The organism is Nevskia soli, from assembly GCF_903970205.1.
Lineage (GTDB): Bacteria > Acidobacteriota > Terriglobia > Bryobacterales > Bryobacteraceae > Bog-113.
The window spans coordinates 1-3,060 of record NZ_CAJCHS010000119.1 but is presented as its reverse complement, the minus strand read 5'-3'; the positions used below and the strand labels follow the sequence as shown (position 1 = coordinate 3,060).

Here is a 3,060-nt window from a genome sequence, read left to right as displayed (position 1 = left end):
TGGTTTCGCGTGGTTTCGGGTCAGTGTGGCTCGGCAAACCTCGCTAGCTTGTCGGTTTCGTTTTGGGCGGCAGGACGGCACCGAAGTCCCTGCCGATGCGCTCAACGTACTGATCGCGCAGCGCGGCTACGCGGTCGTGGTCGGTCGAGGCGACGATCAGGCCCGCATGATGCGGTTCGTCCATGCGCCACACGACTTCGGGCTCGTTGTAAGCCGATAAGTCCGGCTTCTCTTCGCGCGCCAGCGAGACGATTAGCGCGGCGTAGCCGGCTTTAACGGGCGGCAGCTTATAGGGCGACTCGCGCGTGCTCTGTTCCACCCGGGCCCATTCCGCCCAAAGGTTCAGTCCGGAAGCGGCTTCCACCAGATCGCCGATATGCGCGCCGCCGACGCGCGCCGCGGTTTCGAGGAAATAGATTTCGCCATCGTCGCGGCTGACGATGAACTCGGTGTGGCTCACGCCCGTCGCATGACTCATCGCCGCGAGTACTTTGCCGTTCATTTTCAGCAGCGCCTGTTCCAACTCGCCGCCGCGCGGCAAAACCGAAGTGGTGAAGACGCCGCCGCCGTGCGAAACATCCATCGGCGGCCGGCCATAAGCGCTGGCGATCCGGAACAGGATTTCGCCATCCCACAGGATCGAATCCACATGACAGACGTTGCCGGGCAGATACTTTTCAAGCAAATAGTAAGACTGCTGGTCTTCCAGCGAGTGAACGGCGGACCACAGTGCGTCGGCGGATTCGATCTTCTTGATGCCGATCGCTCCGGCCATCAGGCGCGGCTTCAACACCCACGGCGGCGGGACGCGTTCGGTGAAATCGTGCAGCGCGGAATAGTTCAGGATGCCGATATAGGGCGGCACACGAACGCCTGCTTTCTCCGCAATCCGGCGCATCGATAGCTTGTCGCGAAAGCCGCGCATGGTGGTTTCGTCCATGCCCGCGAGCAGCAGGTGAGCGCGAATCGCCGCGCCGATTTCCTGATCGAATTCGTCGAGCGGGACGATGCGATCGATGCGCCGTTCACGCGCGAGATAAGCGACGGACTTCAGCGTGTCCCCGCGGTTCCACGCGTGATCGTCGTCCGGCATGTAGAAGATCTCGTCGATGCTCTCGACCGGCCAGCGCGCTTTCTCTTTCAGGCTCAGCGAAGTGAGCAGGAAGACGCGGCAGCCGTCGCGCTTGGCTTGCCGCATGAAGTCGTGGCCTTTCTCGTAGCTGGCGAAACAAAGTATCGTAAAGGGCTCGGAACTCATTGCGGCGCGCTCATGCGTAAGGTGATCTGCTTTCCCGAATAGGTAACCTGCTGATCGGCTTGCGACACGGGCTCGGGACCACTGCCGCGGCCTTCACGCACCACCACCAGATGCAGGGCGCGAAGCTGCGGCATGCCGGCATAGCTGCCTTTGCGGTCGCCGATCGTCAACTCGTGCTGAGCGTCGTTCCAGTGAAGGTTCACGGTCGCATACGCGCCTTTTTCGTAATTGTAATTGTCACCTTCGTCTTCGTACCAGTTGAAATCGGCGTCCGCGCCGGGATAGATGCGCACTTCGAGAGGACCGTCCGGCTTCTCCGCGGCGTACTCGACATCTTCGCCCATCGGCACGATGGAACCGGCGCGCAGATAGATCGGAATGCGGTCAAGAGGCGCGGGAGCATCGATTGCATGGCCGCCGTCCAGGGTCGCGCCGGTCCAGAAGTCGACCCATTTCGTGCCCGCAGGCAAGTAGAGATGACGTGTGGCCGCGCCTTGTTCCGTGACCGGGTTCACAAGGATCGAGGGGCCGAACAGAAACTCATCCCCGATGTTCCAGGTGCGGGGATCGGCGGCGAAATCCATGACCAGCGGGCGCATCGGCGTGTAGCTTTCATGCGTGACGCGCCATGCCGTCGAGTAGATATACGGCATCAGGCGATAGCGCAGCTTGTCGAAATTGACCAGGATTTTCTCGGCCTCCGGACCGTAGGACCACAGCTCGTTCTCATCCGGCGTGCGCGTTCCGTGGACGCGGAAGATGGGGCAGAACGTGCCGAACTGGAACCAGCGGACGAACAATTCGCGGTATCCGGGGTCGCGCGGACGGCCCATGAAGAAGCCGCCGACATCGGAAGTCCAGTAGGGAACTCCCGAGAGTTCGAAGTTCAGGCCGGCCGGGATTTGACGCTTGTAAGTTTCCCAATCGGAGAGTACGTCGCCCGACCACGCGGTCACGCCGTTGCGCTGGATGCCCGCGTAAGCCGAGCGCGAGAGGATGAACACGCGCTTGTCACTTGACTCGGCGCGTTGGCCCTGGTAGACGCCGGACGTTGTCTCGAACGGAAACAGGTTGGCCACGCGCGCGCCATTCATTCCGCCGACTTTGTTACTGAGCAGCACGTTCTCTTCGACGCCCTCTGTTTCGGGCTCGGTCGTGTCCATCCACCAGGCGTCCGCGCCGATCTTGAACAGCGCGTTATCGATCAGGCTCCAGTAGTATTTGCGCGCCGCGGGGTTGAAGGCGTCGTAGAGCGCGGTTGCTTTGGGGTGGAAGCTTTCGGTCTTGGTGCGGTCGATGAAGAAGCCGCGACGGTCCATGTCGGCGTAAGTCTGGGTGCCGGGATCGAAGAACGGCCAGACCGAGATCATCAGATGGAAATGCTCCTGGTGCAGATCCTCGACCATCTTCCTGGGATCGGGATAGTTATTGTTGAAGACGAATTCGCCGGTGTGCGTCCACCAGAACCAGTCCTGCACGATGTTATCGATCGGGATGCGGCGGTCGCGGTAGCCTTTCGCGATGGCTAGCACTTCGTCTTCGGTCTTGTACTTGTTCTTGGACTGCCAGTAGCCGTAGGCCCACTTACCGAACATGGGAGCGGCGCCGGTTAGCTCGCGGTAATCGGCGACGATGCGATCGAAATCCGGGCCGTAGAAGAAGTAGTAATCGATGGTGTCCGCGACGGCGGAGCTGATGTAGAGGTAATGGATGAAGCGGTTGTTGACCTTCGAAACGGAGGTGTTGTTCCAGAAGATTCCGTAGCCATTCGTAGAGAGCAGCATGGGGATGGCGATCTCGGT

Annotated in this window: 2 protein-coding genes; both read right to left on the bottom strand. The window is 60.8% G+C overall.

Annotated elements, in window-relative coordinates:
* Positions 1–43: 43 nt before the first annotated feature.
* A complete protein-coding gene (locus H1Y01_RS05350) occupies positions 44–1,258 on the bottom strand; it encodes an ATP-grasp domain-containing protein (RefSeq protein WP_180539251.1) in 1,215 nt (404 codons plus the stop codon).
* A partial coding sequence (locus H1Y01_RS05345; RefSeq protein WP_180539250.1) for a glycoside hydrolase family 31 protein occupies positions 1,255–3,060 on the bottom strand: 1,806 nt, incomplete at its 5' end. The genes H1Y01_RS05345 and H1Y01_RS05350, both read right to left, overlap by 4 nt.

What these genes read in the sequence shown, in the direction of transcription:
- H1Y01_RS05350 (WP_180539251.1), bottom strand. Translation starts at nt 1,258, where the DNA reads ATGAGTTCCGAGCCCTTTACGATACTTTGTTTCGCCAGCTACGAGAAA.